The organism is Rugamonas apoptosis (genome assembly GCF_014042355.1).
Taxonomy (GTDB): Bacteria; Pseudomonadota; Gammaproteobacteria; order Burkholderiales; family Burkholderiaceae_D; genus Rugamonas; species Rugamonas apoptosis.
In genome coordinates, this window is sequence record NZ_JACEZU010000003.1 from 476959 (window position 1) to 495576 (window position 18618).

Annotated in this window: 19 protein-coding genes, 1 tRNA gene and 1 pseudogene; 2 read left to right on the forward strand and 19 right to left on the reverse strand. The window is 62.6% G+C overall.

The genetic code is table 11. The features are described from left to right. The first annotated feature begins 116 nt into the window (after positions 1-116). Entirely contained in the window at positions 117-1448 is a 1332-nt protein-coding gene (locus H3H39_RS08785) for an amidase family protein (RefSeq protein ID WP_182152967.1), read from the forward strand. A gap of 113 nt (positions 1449-1561) precedes the next feature. Here the strand turns inward: H3H39_RS08785 and H3H39_RS08790 are convergent, their stop codons facing one another. The 8 genes from H3H39_RS08790 to H3H39_RS08825 form a co-directional block, all read right to left on the reverse strand. Continuing rightward, complete coding sequence (locus H3H39_RS08790) at positions 1562-1936, reverse strand: YajD family HNH nuclease (protein WP_182152968.1); 375 nt, start codon at positions 1934-1936, stop codon at positions 1562-1564. A gap of 81 nt (positions 1937-2017) precedes the next feature. Further along, on the reverse strand, positions 2018-2560 hold the full coding sequence (locus H3H39_RS08795; RefSeq protein ID WP_229217930.1) for a hypothetical protein: 543 nt from the start codon (positions 2558-2560) through the stop codon (positions 2018-2020). A 94-nt stretch (positions 2561-2654) separates the two neighbouring features. Beyond that, positions 2655-2804 (reverse strand): hypothetical protein, encoded by a 150-nt coding sequence (locus H3H39_RS08800; RefSeq protein ID WP_182152969.1) that lies wholly within the window; start codon positions 2802-2804, stop codon positions 2655-2657. A 279-nt stretch (positions 2805-3083) separates the two neighbouring features. After that, positions 3084-3791 carry an SDR family oxidoreductase gene (locus tag H3H39_RS08805; protein WP_182152970.1) on the reverse strand — a complete coding sequence of 236 codons (708 nt, stop codon included), beginning with the start codon at positions 3789-3791 and terminating at the stop codon, positions 3084-3086. A gap of 24 nt (positions 3792-3815) precedes the next feature. Then, positions 3816-4112 (reverse strand): YciI family protein, encoded by a 297-nt coding sequence (locus tag H3H39_RS08810; RefSeq protein ID WP_182152971.1) that lies wholly within the window; start codon positions 4110-4112, stop codon positions 3816-3818. After that, a complete protein-coding gene (locus H3H39_RS08815; protein WP_182152972.1) occupies positions 4109-5080 on the reverse strand; it encodes an enoyl-CoA hydratase/isomerase family protein in 972 nt (323 codons plus the stop codon). The genes H3H39_RS08810 and H3H39_RS08815 overlap by 4 nt, the downstream gene beginning before the upstream one ends. A gap of 41 nt (positions 5081-5121) precedes the next feature. After that, positions 5122-5574 (reverse strand): nuclear transport factor 2 family protein, encoded by a 453-nt coding sequence (locus H3H39_RS08820; protein WP_182152973.1) that lies wholly within the window; start codon positions 5572-5574, stop codon positions 5122-5124. A gap of 74 nt (positions 5575-5648) precedes the next feature. Continuing rightward, positions 5649-6455 (reverse strand): SDR family NAD(P)-dependent oxidoreductase, encoded by an 807-nt coding sequence (locus H3H39_RS08825; protein ID WP_182152974.1) that lies wholly within the window; start codon positions 6453-6455, stop codon positions 5649-5651. A 170-nt stretch (positions 6456-6625) separates the two neighbouring features. Between H3H39_RS08825 and H3H39_RS08830 the strand changes: the two genes are divergently transcribed. Next, positions 6626-7738, forward strand: coding sequence for an AraC family transcriptional regulator (locus H3H39_RS08830; RefSeq protein WP_311196877.1), 1113 nt, complete (start codon positions 6626-6628; stop codon positions 7736-7738). Between the two features lie 66 nt (positions 7739-7804). Here the strand turns inward: H3H39_RS08830 and tnpC are convergent. The 11 genes and pseudogenes from tnpC to H3H39_RS08885 form a co-directional block, all read right to left on the reverse strand. Then, a pseudogene (gene tnpC, locus H3H39_RS08835) lies at positions 7805-9347 on the reverse strand (IS66 family transposase). Between the two features lie 29 nt (positions 9348-9376). Continuing rightward, a complete protein-coding gene (tnpB, locus tag H3H39_RS08840) occupies positions 9377-9724 on the reverse strand; it encodes an IS66 family insertion sequence element accessory protein TnpB (protein ID WP_182152975.1) in 348 nt (115 codons plus the stop codon). Continuing rightward, a complete protein-coding gene (tnpA, locus tag H3H39_RS28505; protein WP_182152976.1) occupies positions 9721-10107 on the reverse strand; it encodes an IS66-like element accessory protein TnpA in 387 nt (128 codons plus the stop codon). Before tnpA ends, tnpB begins: the two co-directional genes overlap by 4 nt. 315 nt (positions 10108-10422) lie before the next feature. Beyond that, positions 10423-11625: a ferritin-like domain-containing protein gene (locus tag H3H39_RS08850; protein ID WP_229217931.1), complete on the reverse strand. Its 1203-nt coding sequence runs from the start codon at positions 11623-11625 to the stop codon at positions 10423-10425. Then, positions 11603-12463 carry a phosphate/phosphite/phosphonate ABC transporter substrate-binding protein gene (locus tag H3H39_RS08855; RefSeq protein ID WP_182152978.1) on the reverse strand — a complete coding sequence of 287 codons (861 nt, stop codon included), beginning with the start codon at positions 12461-12463 and terminating at the stop codon, positions 11603-11605. The genes H3H39_RS08850 and H3H39_RS08855 overlap by 23 nt, the downstream gene beginning before the upstream one ends. Before the next feature lie 10 nt (positions 12464-12473). Beyond that, positions 12474-13592, reverse strand: coding sequence for an acyl-CoA dehydrogenase family protein (locus H3H39_RS08860; protein ID WP_182152979.1), 1119 nt, complete (start codon positions 13590-13592; stop codon positions 12474-12476). 408 nt (positions 13593-14000) lie between these two features. Further along, on the reverse strand, positions 14001-15413 hold the full coding sequence (dbpA, locus tag H3H39_RS08865) for an ATP-dependent RNA helicase DbpA (protein ID WP_182152980.1): 1413 nt from the start codon (positions 15411-15413) through the stop codon (positions 14001-14003). A 122-nt stretch (positions 15414-15535) separates the two neighbouring features. Then, a complete protein-coding gene (locus tag H3H39_RS08870; protein ID WP_182152981.1) occupies positions 15536-15760 on the reverse strand; it encodes a hypothetical protein in 225 nt (74 codons plus the stop codon). A gap of 225 nt (positions 15761-15985) precedes the next feature. Then, a complete protein-coding gene (locus H3H39_RS08875; protein WP_182152982.1) occupies positions 15986-17644 on the reverse strand; it encodes an acid phosphatase in 1659 nt (552 codons plus the stop codon). Between the two features lie 97 nt (positions 17645-17741). Further along, positions 17742-18446: a hypothetical protein gene (locus H3H39_RS08880; protein ID WP_220461469.1), complete on the reverse strand. Its 705-nt coding sequence runs from the start codon at positions 18444-18446 to the stop codon at positions 17742-17744. 70 nt (positions 18447-18516) lie between these two features. Then, positions 18517-18593: transfer RNA gene (locus tag H3H39_RS08885), tRNA-Met, on the reverse strand. Between the last annotated feature and the right edge of the window lie 25 nt (positions 18594-18618).

The following is an 18618-nucleotide window of genomic DNA, read 5'->3' on the forward strand; positions in this document are numbered from 1 at the left end:
AAGAAATATTCTATTCTCAACTGCAATTTTTCTGGAATGAAATACTTTCCGCTGCTATGCTAACGCGTGCGGTAAAAGATGGTAGACCCCAGGGAATCAGCACTCACGAGGATGGTATGAATCGCAGGCAGTTCGTTCGGGCCGGTAGCGGCGCCGATGTATGGACAGAGGGTGAACGCGCGGTACGCGCGGCGCCCAGGTTCGGTACCGCCGGCATTCTTGATGCGGGCGTGCGGGAACAGCAGGAGCTGATGCAGGCGGGGAAGCTCACTTCCCATTCGCTGACGTCGCAGTATCTGGCCCGCATCAAGACCATCGCCAACGCCGGCCCCTGCGTCAACGCCATCGTCGAGATCAATCCGGAGGCGCTGAAGATCGCGCTGGAGATGGATCGCGAACGTGGCCTCAAGCGCCTGCGCGGTCCGTTGCACGGTATCCCCGTTCTGTTGAAGGACAATATCGCCACTGGCGACCGCATGCGCACCAGCAGCAGTACCAATGCCAGCACCGGCGCCAGTGCCAACGCGGGGACGCCGGCGCCGGCCGATGCGCGCGCGGCGCGCGATGCGTTCGTCGTGGCCCAGTTGCGGGCGGCTGGCGCCGTCATCATCGGCAAGACCAATCCGCGCGCGTGGGCCAATATGTTGCCGCTCCATGCCGTCGTGGGCGCCAGCCCCGGTTCCGGCGCGGCCATCGCGGCTGGCCTGGCCACGCTGGCCGTGGGCACGGAGACGGATGGTTCCATCGTTTCGCCGGCGTCCATTTGCGGGATGGTCGGCATCAAGCCCACGCTGGGACTGGTGAGCCGTAGTGGCATCACCCCCATTGATCCATCACTGGACACGGCCGGGCCGATGGCGCGCAGCGTGGCCGATGCGGCCCTGATGCTGGCCGCGATGGCCGGCACGGACGCCAATGATCCCGCCACCACAACAGCCAGCGACAAGGCCGCCGACTACCGGGCCGCGCTCGACAAGGCCGGCCTGCGCGGCGCGCGCATCGGCGTGGCCCGCAACTTGTTCGGCAATCACGCTGAACTCGATGTGGTGATCGAAAAAGCGCTGGTGGACCTGAAGGCGCAAGGTGCCGTTCTGGTGGACTCGGAATTGCCCAATGCGGGTGATGCGCGGGAAGCGGGTATCGCCCAGCTGATGCGCGAGCACAGCCTCGATGCGCTGGTGGCGCCTACTGGCGGACCGGTGTGGCGGACTGATAGCATCAACGGCGGTCAGGCGGGCGCCGGTTTCCCGTCGCCTGTCGCCGTCGCCGGCTGTCCTCACATCACGGTGCCGGCCGGGCAGGTGTACGGACAGCCCGTCGGCCTGTCGTTTGTCGGCGCCGCCTTTAGCGAGGCGAAGCTGATCGGCATGGCCTACGCTTTCGAGCAGGCCACCTTGCACCGGCGCGCGCCGCGTTTCCCGGCCAGCCTTGCGCTGGCGGTGCGGTAGCGCCTATTTGATTTGATTGACGGGCAGTGGCCAACGCCTCGCTTCGCCAGGCGTGACAAAGTACGCATATTGGCGGCAGAATCCCTGCCCATCACACTGACCACTTCCTGCCTTTATTCTTTCTTTTTCATCAGACCGGCCAATGCGGCAAACGGATTATGCGTTGCCGGCGCGACCTCGGCCGATTTCAGGCTAAGTCCCCGGTCGGCCTCAAGATAACGCGAGTGTTCGTTATCGTGGCAGTAAAGGCACAGCAATTCCCAGTTGCTGCCATCAGGCGGATTGTTGTCGTGATTGTGGTCACGATGGTGCACTGTAAGTTGCGACACATTGGTATGCGTGAATTCGCGCATGCAGCGCCCGCACACCCACGGATACATTTTCAACGAGCGCTCGCGATAACCTAGCTCGCGCTGGTCGGCCGCGCGTCGTGCGTCGGCCACAATTTTGTCCAGCCGCGCGGCGTCCGGTTTTTTTCCAACGGTCATGCTTATTTCCTTCCCCTGGTGTTATAGATTGGCCTGCAGCGCTTACTGTCGGCCGACCTCGGCCAGTCGTGCGGCCCCGCGTTAGCCAGCTGGAGCGTCGAGGAAGAAGATGGCATACGCCTTGGCCGGCTCTTTCTCGGTGGGCTTTTCGATCTGGATTTGGGCAGCATCTTCGGCCACCAGGCTGCGCCAGTTCGGCACGCCCGCATTGGCAAAGGCGGAGGTCGCTTTCGCGGCCAGGCTGATGTCGATCGCGATGCGGGCATTGCGCTCGCCCGTCTTCGCATAGTTCACGCCGCGCAGCTCGATGCCGTAGGCAGCCATCCATGGCTCCCATAGGCCTGACTCGACGCCGTCCACGATGCGCGCGAACATGACATGCAGGGCCAGGCCCTTCTTGACGACGGTGCGCAGCACGGACAACGAAGGTGCAAGGCGCGCGTCGGTGCTCTTCTTGCCTGCGCCGCGTTCGCCGATCGCCTTCAGCTCTTTCGAAAAGGCGGCGTCGCGCTCGGTGTAGTCGCGCATGCGGGTGTAGAACTCGGCATCGAGGAAGGGATTGCTCGAGTTGCCCTTGGGCGCTTCGGTTACCTCGCTGATGCGGGGCGGTTTCTTGTTTGTCATGATTCTGGTACTTAAGGATGAAGGCCGAAGTTTAGCACTCATCCGCGCCACACTTGGCCAAACGCCGGCATGGCGCGTGAAGAGACGGCGCGCCCTACTTGCTTTGCGCCGCCACGAATTCCGTTATCACCGTCTTGCGCAGCAGCGCAGGCGGTACCCGGCCCTGGGCCAGCACGAAGTCGTTCAACACCCGATGCTTGAACTTCTTGCGCAGCGCCACTTCCGCAGCCTGGCGCTTTTCCATCCGGCGCTGGTAACCGTAGAAGTAGGACGTCTGTGGCGCGCGGAACGTAGCCGCTCACGCACATAAGCGACGGAACCGGGGCGACAAGCGTCGGAGACGGCGGGTGCTACGTAAGCGTCTGCCGAGTACCGCCTAGTCTGAGCAGAGTCATCCATGATCGATTAGGACGGCCACAAGTGGCCGCCACTAGGTATGACTGTTAAGAATGCCCTCAATGATGATGTTCGTTCCAATATGCAGAAAAGCACGCATCAGGAGGCGCGACTGACCGAGCCATCGCTAGCCCAGCATGCCTAGATATAGCGGCGGCACAGCCGTCAGGCCTGCATGCACATTGCGGGTGACCTCATCGGCTAAGAGCTCGGTCTGCCCGGCCTCCAACGCGGTGAGTGACATCCGCGCAACCTCGTCGGGGGATGCCTTGGCACCCGGCACTCCGCGTGCCATGTCGGTGTCCATGAAAGCGACGTGCAGCGACAGCACCTCCGTCCCCTGCGCTGTCAACTCCTGCCGCATTGCATTGCTTAAGGCCCAGGCGGCCGATTTGGAGGCGCTGTAAGTGCCGGTCACGCCCGGCAATGTGGCCCAGCTGAGGGCCGAGATCACATTGATGACGGCGCTTTCACTGCTGGTGGCCAGGGTCGGCGCGAATCCCTGCGCCATGCGCAACGGGCCGACCGCATTGACTTCGAACTGCTGGCGCAGCGCGTCGATGGACCCGGCGGCGAGCACCGGGCCGGATCCGCCGACGCCGGCATTGTTGATCAACAGATTCACATCCGACAGTTCGCGCACGAGTGCGTCAATCTGGTCGGGGCGGGTGACATCCAGGCACACCGGCACCGCGCCTGGTTCTGTAATGTCCGATGGGTTGCGCGCGGCGGCGTAGACCTTGGCCGCGCCGGCGGCCAAGAGCGCGCGCACGAATGCGGCGCCCAGCCCGCGATTGGCGCCAGTGACGAGCGCGATGGAACCTTGAATTTTCATAGTGGTGACTATCTAGAGAGGTGGTTAGGGACGCGAAGACAGATGCAGCATCACGTAGTGTTCATAGTGACCCACGCCATTTATTACAATCGGGTCTAGCGAGGTGAACGACGCGATGTCTTCGTTATCGGCAATCTGGTACAGCGAGACGCCATAGCCTCCGGTGTCATCGATCACAGGACCGTGCGCGACGATCACGTTTTTCGCGAGCAGGTCGTTAAGGAAGTCGCCGTGTTGTTTCATCCAGGTCAGTTCATCGGTCGACATGGTGGTGAGAAAATCGGCGCGCGGCGGTACGAATTTGCAAAGGTAATATTTCATTTCTTAGCCTTTTCATTTGCCTGCAACTTCTTGTTTCCTTCGCCGATGTAATAGCCCATATTGCCTTCGACCTTCTCAAGCCCGACGTCCTGGTACATCTTGCCAAAGACAGGCAGGCGCTGCTGAAGGCCCGGCCACGACAGGGATTTCGTGAATGCGGCGTACGAGGCCATCCGTTCGGACTCCTTGGGGAACACCGTCTCGTTGATGCGCTGCTTGGTAGTCACCAAGGCGGTCTTGTCGAACGAGGCGAGGCGATGGGCCATCCGGTCCACAAAGCCGTCGAGCTGGGAATCAGGCAGTGCGCGGGTAACCCAGCCGTACTTCTCCGCCAGCTCGGCGTTGTACTCGTCGCTGCTCAAAAACGCTTCCAGGGCGCGATCGCGGCCAGCCAGCTGCGTCAACATGTCAGTACCGCCACCACCGGGGAACAAACCGATGCCGACTTCAGGCTGGTCGAAAACGGCTTTCTCTTTGCTGGCGTAACGCAAATCGAACGCCAAGGTCAGTTCATTACCGCCACCCTGGGTTCGTCCGCGAATCGAGGCAATGGTGACGAATGGTGCGTTGGACAGGTTGGTAATCAGTTCAACCCATAGCGGCCGGTTATCGGTGCCGCGTTGGCCGAGGAAGGCGGAAAACTGGCTGGTGTCGAAATGGTTGAAGAAATAGCCCTTCATGTCGCTGACAACAATCACTACCTTGATTTGGTCATCCTTGCTCAACGCCTTCACGGTGTCATTCAAGGAAGCGATGGTTTCGGGAACAATGAAATTGATAGGGGCATTAGAAAAATGCACTTTCGCGATCGACGCCGATAAGCGCTCAACTCGGATGGTGCTTTGGGTCGAGCTTGCCACAGCCGCCGGTGCCGGGTTACTGGCCTGATTGATGTCTTGCGCGTAGGCGGAGTTAAACGACAGTAGACCTGAAACGATCGCCGCAGCAATCAGTTTGATCTGGTTCATAAACGCTTTCTGTTAAGTTTTGGAGTTTGTCTTAGCACTGCTCACGCCGCCGAGGCCTGGCCAGCGGCGAGGCGCTTGCCCGCTTCGGCAGCCAAAACCATCACCGTGTTGGCGGGCCGCATCATGACCATGAAATCGGAGATCTTGCCATCCTGATTGAATTCCACCAGGTCAACCCCGAACAAGACGTCTTCGCCGACGCGCGCACTAAACTCCAGCACATAGCCGGTCTCGCTGCCGAAGTGCCGATGGTAGGTAAAATCCTGCATCACGCCAAAGACCGCTCGCAGGATGGCGACCATCGTGTCCTTGCCATGGTAGGGTTCAATCGCCGCCGGGTTACGGAAAACAACGTCCTCTGTCAGCAGGGCTGGGAGACTGTCCCAATCAGACGCGGCAACAATGCGGTGCCATTCTGTCAGCCCATTCTGCGCCGCCGGATGGGGGATGCCCGTCTTGATACTTGTGGCGGAATGCAAATTAATTTCACTCATTTAAATACTCCAATCATGCGATGGTTTATCGGTGGCGGCAGGTCATCGAGTTATGCCGCCAACTGCCACAGAATTTACGCTGCGGTCTTTACACTCTTGAGAATCGAGCCCTCAAACATTTTTGGGGCGTAGTTCTGCAAGAAGAGAATCATCCCGGTCATCTTGCCCACCGGGTTGCTGAACTTTGGCTCTTGGGCGTCAATAATCTTACTGATGGTGCTGATGACCGCATCGGGCGCTTCGGCTTCGTCGATACCTTTTTGGGTCGCCGCACGCACCTGTTTGCGGTAGGTGTCGTAGTCCGCGATGTTGCCGCCTGTTGACGAGACCGAATTCTCGGCCAGGTTGGTCTTGAACCAGACCGGCTCCACCATGCTCACCTTGATGTTGAAGTCGTGCAACTCAAAACGCAGCGCCTTGAAGTAGCCTTCCACAGCGTGTTTCGACGCCGAGTAATAGGAGAGGTTCGGGGGACCGATCAGGCCGACGATCGAACTGACCGTGACGATCTGGCCACTTTTCTGTTTGCGGAAGTAAGGTAGCAAGGCATTGGTGACCTTCACGGTACCCCAGAAGTTGGTCTCGAACTGTTGGCGGCCCACTTCAATCGGCGTTTCCTCCGCAATCCCCGTTACCATGTAGCCGGCATTGTTGATCAGGACGTCAAGGTGGCGGATATGCGTGAAGAGCTCTTGCGTGAATGACTCGATGGATGTGTCATCGTCAAGATCGAGGCGCAGCAGCTTGAACGGCACGCTACGCGCATATTTTTGCGGCTGGCGGGAAGTGCCGATTACCGTGTAGCCTTCGTTATGGAGTTTATTGGCAAGCATCAAGCCGAAGCCGGAGGATGCGCCGGTGATTAAGACGGTTTTTTTCATTGTGTTACCTCGTATTAGTTGGATGAAGTTGCTTAGCGATTTCGGTATAACCCGGGTGCTAAGTCATTTGTCTGCGCCCCTTACCGTTGCCGTCACTTTGCCTGCAATTCACGCCACCATCACTAGCCGAACACGCCAATTTGACAGCCGAACACGCCAATTGAAAACCCGTGAAATTGGCGCGTTTCGCTGTTGCGGTGGCATATTTGGCCCGCTACACTGTGCTTGTGAACACTAAAACCATTCTTACACCGGTAGGCCGACAGGGCCGGTCACTTGACTATGCGATATGGCCAGGATGGCGCCTGTTGATGCAGGACGCTGGTATTGCGGCGTCGCCCGTTTTGCGGCGTGCGCAGCTTCCGGGGGATTTATTTGCGCGCCAAAATGTCCGTCTGGATCCGGACAATTTCTTTAAGCTTTGGAAAGCGATCGATGACGAGGCTACGTCTATTGATCCAGAGCTACCTACGGCATTGCAGATAGCGAAGGTGATGTCGTCCGACTGGTTCGATCCTGAATTATTTGCCGCGCTATGCAGCGCCAACCTGGCCGGCGCGCTCGAACGGATTTCCAAATATGTCAAACTGATCGCGCCGATGATCATCAAGATCGACCGCAGCGTTACTCACACCACGGTCACCATCGATTTCATGGACCATACCCAGCCGCCACCTGAAGTGTTCCTGACATTCAAGCTGGTGTTCTTCGTCCAGTTGGTGAGGTTGGCTACAAGGAACCATGTGCTCCCCCTGCGCGTGAGCTTGCCCTCAGCGGTTGAGGAGCGCCGTCATGGGCCGGCTTACCAGCGCTATTTCGGCATTGCTGTCACTGACGCTCCGCTGGCAACCTTGGTATTTTCGAATGAAGATATGGCGCGGCCGTTCCTGACAGAAAATCACAAAATGTGGTTATTTTTTGAGCCTTCTCTACGCCAGAGATTGGCGGATCTGGACAAGACGGCAAGTATGGTAGAGCGGGTGCGTGGCGCATTGCTAGAAGCAATACCTGCTGGTGAGGTGTCCATGCAATCGGTCAGTCGAAAGCTCGCGGTAAGTGTACGTACACTCCAGCGCCGGCTTCAAGATGAGGGCACCAGCTTCCAACAGACGCTTGATACGTTGCGACAGTCACTTGCCCAGCACTATCTGCGCAATACAGAAATGTCGAGCGCTGAAATCTCTTTCCTGCTGGGCTTTGAGGACTCTAACTCGTTTGCCAGAGCGTTCCAATCTTGGACAGGCAAGACCCCGCAGACTGTACGCATTAAAGGTAATGTGTAGGGAAGCCATGAGTAAAGCAGCAAGTTGGCCAAGTAACTCATCCACCCACTGGGAAGTGGCGTGATCTCAAAGGGCTGCTGGCAGGTTGCAGTTCCACGGCAAGAAATCATCAACCTGGTTGACGGGATGATCGGCGATCTGCGTCAGGACATGACGTAACCAGGCTTCGGGGTCGACACCGTTCAGCTTGGCCGTGCCGATCAGCGAGTAGATCGCGGCGGCGCGCTCCCCACCGCTGTCTGCGCCGGCAAACAGATAATTACGTCGGCCGATGGCGACGCCGCGCAAGGCGCGTTCGGCCGCCGAGTTATCAATCTCGACAGCCCCGTCTTCGCAGTAGCGCAGCAAGGCCGGCCAGAGTTTGAGCGCGTACAGGATCGCCGCCGCAGTGTCGGACTTGCGCGATAGCGTTTCGAGCGTGGTACGCAGCCAGCGTTCCAGGTCATCGAGTAGCGGACGAGAGCGGGCTTGCCGAACCTGTCTTCGCTCGTCGGGCGGCTTGCCCCGGATCTCGGCCTCAATGACATAGAGCTCGGCAATCCGGCGCAGCGCCTCGGTTGTCAGCGGCGTCACGCGCGCGGCGTGCAGGTCGTGGAATTTGCGCCGCGCGTGCGCCCAGCAGGCCGCTTCGTGGATCGTGCCGTTATCGAACAAGGCGTTGAAGGCGGCGTAGGCATCAGCTTGCAGCACACCTTTGAACCGGGCCAGGTGGGGTCTGCGGATGGATGCCCTTACGGTCAGGAGTATAGGCAAACCAGACCGCTGGCGGCGAGGTGTCGCCGGCTGGCCGGTCATCGCGCACATAGGTCCACAAACGCGCCGTCTTGGTCTTGCCGTTGCCCGGTGCCAGCACAGGAATCGGGGTGTCATCGGCATGCAGTTTCGATACAACCAGCACGTGGCGGCGAATGGCGTTGACCAGCGGACGAAGCAACGCGCTGGCGGCGCCGACCCAACTCGCCAGCAGCGCGCGATCCAGGTCGACGCCTTCGCGGGCGTAGATGACGGCTTGGCGGTACAGCGGTAGATGATCAGCAAACTTGGCCACCAGGATGTGCGCCAGCAGACCGGGGCCGGCGATCCCGCGTTCGATCGGCCGGCTTGGGGCCGGCGCCTGGACGATGGCGTCGCAGCAGGCGCATGCCAGTTTGGGGCGTACATGACGGATCACGCGGAAGCTGGCCGGCACGAATTCCAGCTGCTCCGCCACGTCCTCGCCCAGCGGCCGCAGCCCGCCTCCACAAGCAGGACAAGCATCGGCCGTCGGCGCATAGACCTTCTCATCTCGTGGCAAATGATCGGGCAAAGGCCGCCGCACCGATTTCTTGCGCGGCTCCTGGTCGGGGGCCGGCATCTCGCGTGCCGCCTCGGCTTCGTCGGCCTGCAGGTCTTCCAGTTGCAGCTCTAATTGTTCGATCTGATGGTCCAGCTTTTCCGACTTGCGGCCGAACTGCATGCGCCGCAGTTTGGCGATCTGCAGCTTGAGGTGTTCGATCTCGACGGCGCGCGTGTTCAGTTGCTCGCGCAAACCCTCCACCACCTCGTCTTGGGCGAGCAGCAGCGCCTTCAAGGCGGCGATGTCGTTGGGCAGGTCGGCAAGGCTGAGCATACGCCAAGTTTACGCGAGCCTTGTAACGTTTACAAGGCAGACGTTGGTTTCCAGGTCCGTTCCGGCCGCCGCCAGTCTATGCCTTCGAGCAGCATCGACAGCTGCGCTTGCGTCAGCGCTACCGAGCCGTTGGTAGCTTGCGGCCAGACGAAGCGCCCGCGCTCCAGCCGCTTGGCCAACAGGCACAGGCCATCGCCGCTCCACCACAGTAATTTGATGAGGTCGCCGCGTCGGCCACGAAATACAAACACGTGGCCGCTGAACGGATCCTCCTCCAGGGCCGTTTGCACTTTCGCAGCCAGGCCATTGAAGCCGGAGCGCATGTCGGTGGTGCCGGCGGCGAGCCAGACCTTGGTGCCAGTGGGCAGCCCGATCATCGCAGAACCCGGTCTAGCACCTGCGCCAATATGGCTGTATTAGGCTGCCCTTCGATCCGCACGCGGACCTCGCCCAACTCAAGCACGATAATGCCGTCGGCATCGGAGCAATTATTACTTGGTGCCGGCGCCGTTGGCGCCAGCATCAGCGGCAACAGGCAATCGTCTCGCATCAATGCAGGTACGCCAAGGCGTCCTTGTTGATACATCCGGCGCCAGCTGAAGACTTGGTTGGCATTGACGCCGTGCTCACGCGCGATGCGCGCGACCGAAGCGCCAGGCTCCAGCGACAGCGCCACCAGGGCGCGTTTGAACTCCAATGGATGCTGGCGATATTGGCCACGTGCATTGGTGGAAATGATCGGTTGAAAATTTGTGTCCATAATCGAGAATTGTGGGCACAAATACTGTGCCGAAATTCGATCATGGATGACGCTGGCCAGGCAGTCCAGACGGCGCTGGGAAGACGCTTACGCTTGTCCGACGTTTCCATCTTGAAAAAGTCGCGCCGACCCATCCGCTATATCAAGCGGCTCGTCAATTCGGCCCAGTATCAGAAGGCGATTGCCGACCTAAAAAAAATACGAGGGCCGTGCCGTAGGGCGTGTTAATTCGTCGGTTATCGGAAAATGAACCGGTAATAGGCGGCTACGGCGATAAGGACCAAGCCCGGCGAGCCGTCAAGCCGCCGGGCCAGGTTACATGAAGTTGCGGGTGTGGAGCGCCGACAGCTGTTGCGCCGCGTCCTTGCCAAAGCCCAGCTTTTCCAGCCGGGCCTGGCGTCCCTCGGCCATGTCCACCATCAGTTCCTGCACGCGCTGGTAGCCGGTGGCGATGGCGGCGGGCGTGAATTCGCCGGCCGCCAGCAGGATCAGGGCGTCGAACACTTCCTCGTTCAAGCCAGAAGTGCCGGACAGCGCGTCGTTGCGCGACTGGACCGCGTTGGCCAGCCGGGTGCGGAACGCCGGTTCCTGCTCCAGCCGCGAGGCCAGGTGCGTCATGCCGAAGGCGACGTGGCGCGCTTCGTCGCGCGCGGCCAGGCGCGCGATCTGGCGCGTGACGGGATCGGGCGCGTGGGTGTGCAGGAACTGCAGCAGGCTGACGAAAGTGCCTTCGCCCAGCACGGACAGCAGGAATTCAGCCACCGAAAAGTCGGCCTCGTCGAGCAGGGTCTTGAGCGAATTCTGGCCGCCGGCCGTCGACAGCGCCGGTTCCTTGCCCTTTAATCGCACGCGCCGCGTGAACACGTCGATGTGGCGCGCCTCGTCGGCGCACTGGATCGCCAGCACGGCCTGCACTTCGCGGAAGTGCGGATGCAACTGGCCCAGGAAGCGGGCCGGCACCACCAGCGCCGCCACTTCGTTCTCGATCATGTAGGTCAGTACCTGGACCACGGCGTCTTCCACGATGTCGGGCAGTTCGAACGGCGCGTTCCAGTCGATGGCGGTTTCGGGATCCCATTGCGCGGCGGCGGCCTGCGCGTACAGGTCGGCGGCGCGGCCGGCCCACACTTCGCTCTTTTGATCGAGCCGGAAGTGCATGGCGGGCGAACCGGCTTCCACCGTCGCGCCGCGCGCGGCCAGGCCCCAGCGCGGTTGCGCGTGGTCGGCCACGGCGCCTTCCAGCGCGGGATCGGCATGGCCCGTATGCATGGCGCCGCGCCAGCGGCCGGCCTGCACATGGCCGCGCGTGACGTGGGCCACCATCTGCCCGTCCTGTTCAACGATCTGGCAGGAGTGGCCCTGGCTGCGGCACCAGGCCGCGAGCTGGCTGTCCCAGCCCGCGCTGGCGCCGGTCACGGCGATCTCGCCGCCGGGCGCCACGTCCAGCAGCGCGTGCTTGACCAGCAGGTGGGCGCCGGCGTCGAAGCCCAGCGCCTCAATATCGATAGTCGGTCGCAAGGATATTCCCTTCGGCGTCATAGAAACGCTCATCGTCGGTGGCGCGGATCAGGGCGTCGTAGCCGCTGGTACGGCCGGGCAGCCAGGTCTTGAGGCCTTCCAGTTCCAGCAGCGGGCGCACTTCCGGATCGTCCCAGCGCATGGCCAGCAGCAGCTCCGTGAAGCGGGTGATGGCCGCTTCCGGCGCGCCGGGGCTGACCGTGAAATTGCAGTGGTCGAACGGGCTGGTGCGGGTCAGGATGCGGGTGGCGCTGGCCGGCAGGATGCCTTCGCGCGAGAAAGCCATATGGTTACTGTCGATCATCCAGGCCGCGTCGATCTGGCCCGCCATCAGGGCCAGCGCCGCGTCGCGCTCGCCGCCGATATGGTCGCCATGCTTGCCGCCCAGGACGTCGAAACGCTGGGCCGTGAAGTCGCGGCCGGCCAGCAGGCCGTGCTGGCGCAGGTGGTCGAGCGGGATCAGGCGGGCTTGTGGCGAGTCGATGGCGCCGAAACCGATCCTCTTGCCGGCCAGCGCGTCCAGCGTGGCGGGGGCGCTCGCGTCGTCGCGCGTCACCAGCACCGAGGTCAGGTCGCAATCGCTGTCGCGCATGGCGATGGCGCGCACCTGCTGGCCGCGCGCGCGGGCCATGCGCTCGGCCCGCACCCATGCCAGCGGCGAGTTCCACGCCAGCGCGATGCTGCCGTCGAACTGCGCTTCCACCTGGCGTTCGTAGTTGGAATAGAGGATGTAATCGAACTCAAAGCCGTTGCGGCGGAAGTACTCCTTGAAGCCTTCCCAGATCGTCACGACTTTCGGCGCGTAGGCGACGGCGCCCATCATCAATGGTTGGGTCATCGCGCGCTCCTTAACCGAACACCGGCATGCCGCACACGGCCTTACCGATAAAGTCGAACAACACATCGGAGGTCGGCGCCATGACGGATGCGGCACGGGCATCGCGGAAGTAGCGTTCCACGCCCAGGTCCTTGCGGAAGGCGGCGCCGCCGCAGACGCGCATGGCGGTGTCGCTCACTTCCAGCGCCGCTTCGGCCGCCGCCGCTTTCACTTGCATCACGCGCAGCATGGCGTCCGGCCGGCCTTGGGCCAGCGCGCTCACGGTGTCGTCGCGCAGGGTACGCACCATGTCGGCCTGGATGCGGGCGCGGGCGATGTAGGCGCGGATGGTGGGTAGGTCGGCCAGCGCGCTGTTGATGTGTTCCAGCTTGCTGGCGCCGACGTGGGCACAGGCCGTTTCCAGCACGGCGTCCATCAGGCCGACCGAGCAGGTGGCGATCAGGGTGGCGAATACGGGCAGCACGGCGCCGATCATCACGTCGAAACCGCCGCCGTCCACGCCCAGCAGGGCCGAGCGCGGCACGCGCACGCCTTTGGCCGTCAGCGGCGAGGAACGGTTGCCGCGCAGGCCCAGGCCGTCGAATTGTTTGACTTCGCTCAGGCCAGCGGCCTTGCTGTCGACCAGCCACAGGGAGCTGGCGCCTTCCGCCGCCATCGGGCCGGTGGACCAGACGTAGGAATCGGCTTCGCCGGCCGAAGTGACCATGGTCTTGCTGCTGTCGATGATCACGTGGTCGCCGTCGGCGCGGGCCGTGCCCACGGGCGCCCAGAAGTGGCTGCGCGAACCGGTGTCGGACCAGGCCAGGGTGCTCAGGTGGCGGCCGGCGGCGATGTCGCGCCGCACGGCATCACTGCCCGATTTTTCCAGCACGGTGGTGGCGCAGTAGTGCATGCACACCACCATGGCTGTCGAGGGGCAGGCCTTGGCGATGCGCTCGATCACCTGTGCCGCCTCGGCCAGGCCCAGGCCCATGCCGCCGACGGTGGTGGCGCTGATCAGGCCGAGCAGGCCGGATTCGCCCAGCGCACGGATGGCGGCGCGGGGAAAGGCCGCGTCACGGTCGGTCGCTTGCGCCGCCGGGGCGATGGTGTTCTGGACGATGGTGTCGAGTTTTTGCAGGTAGGTCATGGCATCCCTTGTTTGAAATCGATGGGACGCTGCCTCGCGCAGTGGTGAACAACAGGGAGCGGCGACGGGCTGTCGCCGGCGCGAATGCGGATGGGCGGACGGAATCCGCGCATGGGATGGCGCACCTCTCTATGTCCTGCTCGACCTGCGTGCTGGCAGCGCTTGGAAACGGTACATGCCATCGTGTTCGTCGCTCGCACCAGCCACGCACGGGCCGTCAGACCCGGTACAGTTCAGGTGAACCTGTACTCGGCGTTACGGCGGACCGGTTTGAAACAAACCTGATGGTGGGCGCAGTGTAGCAGAGGCGGGGCGCCCGCTGCAAAGATGATACGCTTGCAGCGGGTTGTGAAATCAAGGACGTTACACTTCGCGCAGTTATGCCTCGCGCAGTTATACCTCGCGCAGTTATACCTCGATAAAGCGCATCTTGAAGTTGCGGCCCTTGATGGCGCCGAAATCGCCGCCCAGCGGGTTGTTCTTGTTGAGCCGTTCGAAGGCCTGGTAGGCGATGCGGCGATCCAGCGCCACATAGGTCTGGAACTCGAATACGTTGATCTTGCCCACCTGTTCCTTGAGCAGGCCGGCGTCGCCCGTCAGCGCGCCCAGCAGGTCGCCCGGACGCAGCTTGTCCTTCTTGCCGCCATGGACCACCAGCGTCATCATGGGCGCCGGCTCGGCCACCGCGTACTCGTCTTCGTTCAGCTCATCGAGCTTGTGCCATTCGACGGGCGCGTTCTGGTATTGCTCGATCAGCTTGACCCATTTCTTTTCGTTGGGGGCGCACAGCGACAGGGCCAGGCCCTTTTCGCCGCCGCGGCCCGTGCGGCCGATGCGGTGAATGTGCACTTCCGTGTCCTTGGAGACGTCGACGTTGATCACGGCTTCCAGGTTGGGAATGTCGAGGCCGCGTGCCGCCACGTCGGTGGCCACCAGTACAGAGCAACTACGGTTGGCGAACAGTACCAGTATCTCGTCGCGCTCACGTTGTTCCAGTTCGCCGTACAGCGCGAGCGCGGAGAAACCCTGGGCGCGCAGCGCGTCGGCCAGTTCGCGGCACTGCACCTTGGTGTTGCAGAAGGCGATGGTGGAGACGGGCTGGAAGTGGTTGAGCAGGCGGCCCACGGCGCTGTTGCGCTGATCGAAGCCGATCTCGTAGAAGCGTTGTTCGATCTTGTCGTTGTCGTGCTGGGCCTCGACCGTCACTTCCAGCGGATCGATCAGGAACGAGGCGGTGGCGTGGCGGATGTCGTCCGGATAGGTGGCCGAGAACAGCAAGGTCTGGCGCCGGGTGGGGCAGGCGCTGACGATGTTGGCGATCTCGTCGTAGAAGCCCATGTCGGTCATACGGTCCGCCTCGTCCAGCACCAGCGTCTGCACCTTGGACAGGTCCAGCGTGGCGCGGCCCAGGTGGTCGCGGATGCGGCCGGGCGTGCCCACCACGATGTGGGCGCCATGTTCGAGCGAGGCGATCTGCGGGCGCATGGGCGCGCCGCCCGTCAGCACCAGCACCTTGACGTTGCCCACGCTGCGCGCCAGGCGGCGCAGTTCATTGGCCACCTGGTCCGCCAGTTCGCGCGTGGGGCACAGCACCAGCGCCTGGGTGGCGAACCACGCCGGGTTGAGCTTTTGCAGGATGCCGATGCCGAAGGCCGCCGTCTTGCCGCTGCCGGTCTTGGCCTGGGCGATCAAATCGCGGCCCTCCAGCACGGACGGCAGGCTCTGGGCCTGGATCGTCGTCATCTGGTGGTAGCCCAGGGTGTCGAGGTTGGACAGCAGGGCGGGCGTCAGCGGCAGGCTGGAAAAGGAAGTCGAAGTCATGGTGGTGGAACGGTAAGGATGGCGGGGGTGGGCACAGTCTAACAGGCTAACGCAGCGTTGAGCCATTGTGCGATGCATGCATCCGCGCGTGGGCGGATGCACAGGAATACGTGGCAGTTTGCTTAATCCGGCGCCCAGATGGGCAGGCCGGTCAGGTCCAGCTTGTCGTCGCGGGTCCACAGGGGCAGGCCGGTGGTGTCGGTCGGTTCCAGCAGTTCCAGTTGCTCTTGCTGGAGCGTGTTGCGCCTGGCGCGCGGACCGGGCGGGCGCTTGGGCTCCGGTTCGAGCGGCGCGGCGGGACTGAAGCCGGGCAGGTCGAGCGTCGCGTTGTCTTTTTTGTCTCTCATTTCAAAACCTCATGCCCATCACGCGCGCCGGCGCGGGCGATGGAGCGGTCCTGGCTGCGAACCGCTTGAACGGCGCGGCGCCGGAAAAAGCGCCGCTAAAAATAAAAGCCCGGCTGCGGCAGTCGGGCTCAGTGAACTTATTGAATAGCGCGTGCAGTGTATCACAAACCGGTTTGGCCGTGCCTGCGCCTGCGCCTGAGCCTGAGCCTGAGCCCAGGCCGGGAATCAACGGAAGCTGAGCGCCGCCGTCAGATCGCCTGGCGGCAGCGCGCCGCGCGCCTTGAACGCGGCATTGCGGGTGGCCAGGCCTTCCAGCAGCGGCAAGTCGTGCAGGCGTGTGATCAGGCGCAGGATGGAGGTGGTGTCGTAGAAGCTGTGATCGACCTGGCCCTTTTTCGCGTAGGGCGAGACGACGATGGCCGGCACCCTCGAACCGGGGCCCCAGCGGTCGCCCTTGGGCGGCGCCACATGGTCCCACCAGCCACCGTTCTCGTCGAAGGTGATCACCACCACCATGTCCTTCCATTGCGGCGACTTCTTCAGGTGCTCGATCACGTTGGCGATGTGCTGGTCGCCCGATTCCACGTCCGAATAGCCGGCATGCAGGTTCAGGTTACCTTGTGGCTTGTAGAAGGTCACCGCCGGCAGTTTGCCGGCCACCACGTCGGCCAGGAATTTGTTCGAGATGGGGCTGTCGCCCAGGCCACCATCGCGCAGGTGCGCGGCGCGCGCGGCGGTGCCGGGCGCGAACTGCTTGAAGTAGTTGAACGGCTGGTGGTGATATTGGAAGTTCGGCTTGGCGCCGCCGCCGCGCGCGTCCAGCGCGGCCTGGAATGCGCCGCCATACCATGCCCAGCTCACCGACTTGGCCGACAGCAGGTCGCCGATGGTCCGGTAGGTTTGCGGCGGCAGGGTGTTGGCATCGGCCGGATCGGCCAGCAGCGGATCGCCACCGGGCGCGGGACGGATGTAGCTGGGCTGGTAGGGCGGGGCCATGGTGTTGACGGCGTAACCGTCGGGCGTGATGGCACCGTCGTTGACGAATTTGGGCGGGCCTTCCAGCGCGCCGGGGCAGTCCGGCGCCACGGCCAGGCGCACGCCTTGCGGGCCGTCTTCCAGTACCGCGATCTTCTTCTTCGCGGCGGTATCAGCCGCGTTGAAGTACTCCGGCGTGCGGCCGCTGATCAGGAACTGGTGATTCAGATAGGAGCCGCCGAAAGCGGCCATGAAGAAGTTGTCGCACAGGGTGTACTGTTCCGCGATCTTCCACAGGCCCAGGTTCTTGCTCGTTTCGCCGTAATAGCCCATCACCAGGCCGCCGGCATTGCCCCAGGCCGCGAAGCCGTCGTTCCTGCCGCCGTTGATCTGCATCTGATTGTGATAGAACAGGTGCCACAGGTCGCGCGTGATGACGGCTTCCGGCAGCGGCTTGCCTTCCGTGTCCACCAGCTTGAACGGGCCGTTGGGCAGGTCTTTGATCTGGTCTTCCTTGATCGCGTACTGCTTGCCGCCGATGTCCTGGGGGTTGGGCACCATGCCGCCCCAGACCTTGGGCAGGACTGGCAGCACACTGCCGTTACGGTCTTTTTGCAGGCAGGCTTCCGGCGCCACGGCCGACAGCGGCGCCTGGGTGCCGGGGAAGTTGGCGAACAGGTTGTTGAAGCTGCGGTTTTCCAGATAGATCACCACCACGTTCTTGACGTGGGCCTTCAGCTTGGCGTCCAGCGAGCCTTTTACCGCCTTGTGGGCGGGCGCCGCTTCCGTCAGTTCGGGCAGGGCGGTGGCCAGGCCGACCGCTGTTGCAGCCTGGAAGATACGCCGGCGCGCGGGATTGGCCGGAAGGTCGTCGTCTGGGTGCAGTTGGTCTTCTGGTTTGTCGTTCACGCGCTGCTCCTTGGTGATGGCCGGATCAAAAATTACAGTAGACGCAATTGTGACAGTTTGCCCAGAAAGTGCAAAGCGGGCGGCCTCGTGGTTGCCGCTATTTCGTCGGCGGCGGGCTGAATTCGAGCAGGCCGCGCTGGTAGGTCTCGCGCACTTCCGAAAACGGCAGGTGGTCGGCCGTGTACAGCACGGCGTTGTGTTCGAACAGGGCGGCGGGAATGTCCAACGTGGCGCCGGCTGCCGCGGAGGGCATGGGCGGCTGGCCGTTTTCCCACTGGTCTGGCAGCGGCGACCATATCAATTTGGCCCCGAGGGTGCGGCGGTAGGGCGCCAGCGGCAGCACCGCCTTGCCGAACGGGGTGTCGGTTTCCTCCAGCAGTCGATTCATGGCGGGCGACAGGCGCTCCGGCACATACCAATTGTCGGCCTCGGACAGCAGGTGCCCGCCGCAGGTCAGCTGGACCCGGCGATATTTGATGGGCGTATCGGCGGTCACCTGCAAGCGCTCGCGCTGTGCGGGGCTGGCGGGTTTGGCTATGCCCCCTTGCAGCTGGGCTGTGACCTTGGGTGTGGTGCTCATGGCATGGTCGCCGCACCATTTTTCCAATGTCAGCGTGGCGCTGGTGCTGGCGAGGATGTTGGCGTTGATGGTCTGGACCAGGGCCAGCACCTGCAGCCTGGCCTGGTAGTTGTCCGGCCAGGCGGGGACTTCAGCGCATTGGGCCGCGCCGGCGACGGCGAATGCCAGTGCCGCGAGCCAGGGCGCGCGTGGGGAAGGGGAGTGCTTCACGGTCAAACGCATGGGATGCTCCATCGACGGCCAGAAACGGAAAAGCCGCTGATTCTTTCGCAAGAATCAACGGCTTCGAATTTGGTTGCGGGGACAGGATTTGAACCTGTGACCTTCGGGTTATGAGCCCGACGAGCTGCCAGACTGCTCCACCCCGCGTCTGTGTGCCCGAATTATATAGAGG